Raw genomic sequence first — 5404 nt, 5'->3', positions numbered from 1 at the left:
CGCGGGGACTGGCAGCTGCAGCCGGGCCTGAAGATCAGCTACCTGCCGCAGGATCTGTCCGGCTACCGGGGGCGGCTGGATGCTTTTTGCGCAGAACACGGGCTGGATTATGCCGCCTTTTTGAACCAGCTGAAAAAACTGGGCCTGGAGCGGGAGGCTTTTTCGCAAAAAATCGAGGAGATGAGCCAGGGGCAGAAGAAGCGGGTAGCCGTAGCCAAGTCGCTGGTGGAAGAGGCCAATCTCTATCTTTGGGATGAGCCGGCCAATTATTTGGACCTGTTCAACCAGGACCAGTTAATCAGCCTGCTTAAGGAAAAATCTCCGGCCATGCTGCTGGTTGACCATGACCAGGCCTTCCTGGACGCGGTGGCTGGGCAGAAGGTCGCCTTGGCCCGCCAAGCTTGATGTCTTGCAAAAAAGTGCCTAAAGCCCTAAACTTTACAATAACTTAATGATAGCCTTTTATTCGATTTTACTTCTTTAGCTTATTCTAGTAACTAAAGGGGGCGGAAAAGCATGACACGGTACGTTTTGTGCAAACCGGAAAAGCCCAAGCTGACTTATTGGAGCATTATTGCTTTCATCGTGTTGGGGATCATTGCTACGGCATTTTTGGGGTTGACCGCATAGAGCCTGATTTATTGGAATTAATAGTCAAAAAAGCCATGACACGTTAGCGTCATGGCTTTTTCAGATGTAATATCTATGTAACATACGACTGTTACAATTATTTCCAGAGGTCACTGACAAAATAGCACAAAGCTCCCCAGGTAACCAGGGGCAGGTAGTGGCCATAGTCATCGCGGCCGGCCTGCAGCAGGCGCCGGGCCTCATCCCGGCTGACCAGTTTGAAGTTGCCAAAGACTTCCGTGCCCTCGGCGCCTTGGTGGTTGAGGGCGGACAGGTCATCGACGTGGACGACGGCTTTGACGATGGCATTGCTCTCGTCACTGAAGCCCGAAGCCGTGAAGACCAGGGGATTGATGACTTCGACCGTGTCGCCTTCGCCGATGCTGAGCCCGGTTTCTTCTTTGATTTCCCGGATCATCGCGGTTTTGATCGGGTCTGGGCTGGCCAGGTCAGCCGGATCGATCAGGCCGGCCGGAACGCCCAACAGGTAGCTGCCAGCCGGATAGCGGTACTCGTAAAAGAGCAGGAGCTTTTCTTCCTCTCCCCGCTCCTTGATGATGACGATCGCGCAGGCGGCGTCAGGCAGGGCAGTGCCCAGTTCCTTTTCTTGCTTGAAGGCAAAGAGGCGGTCGGCATCCCGCCTGGAAGCGTCATAGTAGTGGACGCCGTTTTGGTAGGCGAGGTCATAGAGCTTGACGTATTTGGTGTCGGCCAAGAGTTTGCTTTGGCCGCGGGAAATTTTTGGTTCTTCCATAAAAAGTTTCAGTCCTCCTTGTATACCCTTATTTTACTCCAGCCCGGACGGACTGGGGCCTTTTCAAGTGAAATTTGCGCAACAGAGAATGGAGTTTGCAATGAAAAAATTAAGCAAGTTTTTGGCCTTAGCGTCGCTTTTTTTCCTGCTCGGGGGATGCAGTCAGAAAAAGCAGACCAAGACGACTCAAATTAAGAGCAGCCAGACAAGCAAGCCGGCGAAAGTCAGCGGGACAATGGGCAAGCTGAGTCAAGGCAGGCAGCTGTTTGTCTGGACGGTTTACTGGGACATTGACCAGCCCTGGAAGACCATTAAAAGTGAGAGCCAGAATATCGATGGCATCGGAGCTTTTGCGGCGCTTTACGATGAAAACAAGAATTACCAGCTCTTTTTGGCTGACGGCAGCAAGACGCTGGCCAAGAGCCTGAAATCGACCAGCAAAACCAGCAAGATCAAGCGCTACATGACCGTGGTCAACGACACCCGGACGGTCGACAAGAGCACAGACCTGCTGGAGAGCCTGCTGTCTACCAAGAGCAAGGCGCAAAAGCACGCCAAGGAAGTCGTGGCCCTGGCCAAGAAATACAATTTCACGGGCGTGGAAATCGACTACGAGCAGATCCGGGACAATACCAGCCTGTGGAAGAAGTTTTTAGTCTTCGAGAAAGCCCTCTACGCCCTTTGCAAAAAGAACAAGCTGGACCTGCGGATCGTCCTGGAACCCTCGACCCCGGTCAGCAAGATCAAGTTCCCCAAGGGGCCGGAATACGTGGTCATGTGCTACAACCTTTACGGCTACGGCACCAACCCGGGCCCAAAGGCAAACTACAAGTTCTTGAAGAAGACAGTCAAGGACTTCTCAAGCCTGGGCAACGTTTCCTATGCTTTGTCAAACGGCGGCTTTGACTTTAACGGCGATGAAGTAGTTTCGGTCACCAGCGATGAAGTGGCCCAGCTGCGCAAGAAGTACAAGGCCAAGGTCACCCGCGACAAAAACAGCGGAGCCCTTTATTTCAAATACGGCAGCCACACTGTCTGGTATGCTGACCAGCAGACCCTGCTTTCCTGGGCCCAGGCCCTGGACAAGGCCAGCGGCCACAAGGTCGGCATCAGCATCTGGCGGATGGAGTAAAAAAATAGCCAGCTGACTTGCAGCTGGCTATTTAATTTTGCCCTTTTTCCCGCAAATAGGACCGCAGGAGCTTGAGTCCGCCAACAGGAGTGCAAAAAGCCGGATCGCCGGCCTCAGCCTTCTGCCAGACCTCGTCTAAGTCAAACCAGGCCACGCTGTCGACTTCCTCTTTTTGCAGGCGCAGCTGGGAGAGCTCGACTGGCTTGGTGTAGACGTGAACGAAGGACACTTCGCGGTTCTTGAATTCTGCTTGGTGGAAAACCTCATCGTAGCAGTTGTGAAAAGTGCCGATGAAGGTAAAGTCGTCAGGGCTGCTTTTGATGCCCAGTTCTTCATGCAACTCGCGGATAATCGTTTCCAGCGGTTCGTCTCCGGCATCGATATGGCCGGCAGAAGAAGTGTCAAAGCAGCCGGGATAGGAGTCCTTGATGGCTGACCTCTTTTGCAAAAGTACCTGCCAATTGCCGCCTTGCCGGCGGATTATCCAAACAGAGGCGCAGCGGTGCCAGATTCCATCCCGGTGGGCTTTGGTACGCTCAACCGTCTGGCCGGTCGGGCGGCCCTTTTCATCGACAACGTCCAGAATTTCCATAAATTACCTCACTTTTGCAACGCTTTTTGGCTGATTCTACCACCAAAAGCGTTTTTTGTCATACTTCGCGTGAAACAAAAAGCCGATTTAAACCGGTTGCAGGCTTGGCCAGGCAAATGCCGCCAAATCATGCTTTGGCCCTTAGGATTCCTTGGAAAACAATTTGTGCACCAAGGCTTTGATTTTTGCTTTTTTAACGAGAAGGCGCGTAATGCTTGGCTTTTTAAGGCTTTCTAAAAGTAAGCTTTAAAAAACACAACATTGTGAAACGAAGACGCAGAAAAAGGCTGACAATAAAAATAAGCAAGCCGCTTGGCTTGCTTATGCAAAACTTTTTTACCTGACCGGTCAATAGACCAGCAGGCCGATTCCCAGAAAGAGCAGGCAGATCAGCAGCTGAATGACCAGCTGCTTCCAGATGAACTTGAACCAGCGGTCAAAGCTGATGTTGACCATGGCCAGCGACATCAGAATCAAGCCGACCGGAGCAATCAAGCCGATATAGCCCTGCCCCCAGTTGTAAGCATCGATCACACTGGCCCGGTCCACGCCGACAACGTTGGCCAAAGGGGCCATGATCGGCATGGAAAGGACGGCCAGGCCGGATGACGACTGGATGAAGAAGCCGAGCACGATGTAGATCAAGAAGAGGACCCAGACGAAAGCCAGCTTGTTCATGCCAGTGATCTGTTTGCTGAAGAAGTACATGATCGTATCGCTGGTATGGCTTTCGTCCATGACAATGGAGACTGCTCGTGCCAGGCCGACGGTGAAGGCCACTCCCAGCAGGTCAGCAGCGCCGCTGACAAAGCTTTCCATGAACCGGTGCTCGCTTAAGCCGGAAACCAGGAAAAGCAGGTAGGAAACGGCCAGGAAGACGACCGCGATTTCCGTAAAGTACCAGCCCTGGCTCTGCACGCCCCAGATCATGACCAGAAAGCCGGCCACGAAAGTCAGGAGAGTCAGTTTCTGCCGCCAGGTGAAGCTGCCCTTGTCTGCCTGGCTGTCCAGCTTGAGGTACTTCTGCCGGTTTTCCTCATATTGATCGTAGACCAGGGACTTGGACGGGTCCTTGCGGACTCTTTCAGCGTAAATGATGGTGTAGATCATCCCGGCTGCCAGGCTGACCAGCAGCATGACGATTCTCAATGGCAGTGCCCGGGCAAAGTTGACCCCGGCGGTATTGGAGGCAATGACGGTTGAGAACGGATTGATCGTCGACCCCAGCGTCCCCAGGGTGGTTCCCAGGAAAATCGTGGCCACGACGGTCATCGTGTCGTATCCAGCCTCCAAAAAGACGGGGATGAGCATCGGGTAGAAGGCCATCGTTTCTTCAGCCAGGCCAAAAGTGGTCCCGCCCAGGGCGATCAAGCCCATGACGATGACGATCAAAAGGATCTGCTTGCCCTTGATGTGGTCAGACAGGGCCTGCATCCCCGAATTGATGGCGCCATTGGCGTAGACGACCCCGATGATCCCCCCAAGGATCAGAATAAAGGTGATGATGTCGATGGAATCAGCGATCCCGTTGACCTGGGCGGTCAGAAACTGCTTGACCGCTTCCCAGAAGTTCGGCTTTTTGACCTTGATGCGCTGGTAGGAATCTGGAATGGCTACCGGTTTGTAGATCGTGCCGTCGATCAGCTTCTTGGCGTCAATTTTAACCTTGTAGCGGTTGAGCGTGGCTTGGGTGGCCGGCTCATGCCTTACTTTGCCGGTCGGCAGGGTGATGTCGAAGTCCTTGCGCGACTGATCGTAAGAAACGGTCGCGTAATTGCCGGCTGGAATGAAGAAAGTCAGAATCTGAACGAGCACCAGCACGATGATGATGACCGAGTAGGCGGTCGGAAATTCATGCTTGCGTTTTTTGCTCCCACTGTGATGAAAAAGCATCAAAATCATCCTCCTTGCTTGATTGCTTTTGCATTTTTTACACTTCATTGTAAAAACAGCGGGGAGAATTTTGCAAGCGCTTTCGTATAAAACTAAGCTTGCTTTTACCTGCTTTTAAGAGGATTTTTAACTGAAAAACTGGCAAAAATCAACTAAAAGTTATAGCAGTGGGGCTGGCGGGGATATTGGCAAATGAGACGTTTATGAAACGCATACATAATATTTATAATTCGTCAGGCGAAAGAATTTCAGTTTTTAAGCCCAGCAGCTGGCTCAACTGCCAGGCCCTGGCCGGCAGCAGTCCCAGCTGCTCCATCAGGTCCTGGTCGGCAAACAAGCCGGCCACTGGCCCCTGGTAAAGCAGCCGGCCCCGGCTCATGGCCCAGACTTGGCGGCACTCCCG

6 protein-coding genes and 1 pseudogene are annotated in these 5404 nt (G+C 52.7%); 3 read left to right on the top strand and 4 right to left on the bottom strand.

All coding sequences use genetic code 11. The features are described 5' to 3' along the window. A partial coding sequence (locus lacNas_RS08100) for an ATP-binding cassette domain-containing protein (RefSeq protein ID WP_244660698.1) occupies positions 1-405 on the top strand: 405 nt, incomplete at its 5' end. 322 nt (positions 406-727) lie between these two features. On the opposite strand, the gene lacNas_RS08095 is transcribed toward lacNas_RS08100, so the two are convergent. Next, positions 728-1384 (bottom strand): NUDIX hydrolase, encoded by a 657-nt coding sequence (locus tag lacNas_RS08095; protein WP_201331194.1) that lies wholly within the window; start codon positions 1382-1384, stop codon positions 728-730. 100 nt (positions 1385-1484) lie between these two features. On the opposite strand from lacNas_RS08095, the gene lacNas_RS08090 reads away from it, so the two are divergent. After that, complete coding sequence (locus tag lacNas_RS08090) at positions 1485-2516, top strand: glycosyl hydrolase family 18 protein (RefSeq protein WP_201331193.1); 1032 nt, start codon at positions 1485-1487, stop codon at positions 2514-2516. Between the two features lie 31 nt (positions 2517-2547). Here the strand turns inward: lacNas_RS08090 and lacNas_RS08085 are convergent, their stop codons facing one another. Beyond that, positions 2548-2964, bottom strand: a complete 417-nt coding sequence (locus lacNas_RS08085; RefSeq protein WP_244660697.1) for an NUDIX hydrolase — start codon at positions 2962-2964, stop codon at positions 2548-2550. Between lacNas_RS08085 and lacNas_RS14610 the strand changes: the two genes are divergently transcribed. Beyond that, positions 2959-3345 (top strand): hypothetical protein, encoded by a 387-nt coding sequence (locus lacNas_RS14610; RefSeq protein WP_244660696.1) that lies wholly within the window; start codon positions 2959-2961, stop codon positions 3343-3345. The genes lacNas_RS08085 and lacNas_RS14610 overlap by 6 nt on opposite strands. A 111-nt stretch (positions 3346-3456) precedes the next feature. Here the strand turns inward: lacNas_RS14610 and lacNas_RS08080 are convergent, their stop codons facing one another. Both lacNas_RS08080 and lacNas_RS08075 read right to left on the bottom strand, forming a co-directional pair. Continuing rightward, positions 3457-5001: a YfcC family protein gene (locus lacNas_RS08080; protein WP_201331191.1), complete on the bottom strand. Its 1545-nt coding sequence runs from the start codon at positions 4999-5001 to the stop codon at positions 3457-3459. 223 nt (positions 5002-5224) lie between these two features. Next, a pseudogene (locus lacNas_RS08075) lies at positions 5225-5404 on the bottom strand (hypothetical protein); the annotation flags it as partial.

Origin of the sequence: Lactobacillus nasalidis (assembly GCF_016587775.1) — a bacterium.
Lineage (GTDB): Bacteria > Bacillota > Bacilli > Lactobacillales > Lactobacillaceae > Lactobacillus > Lactobacillus nasalidis.
The sequence above is the reverse complement of the archived record's forward strand: the minus strand, read 5'-3'. Positions and strand labels throughout refer to the sequence as shown.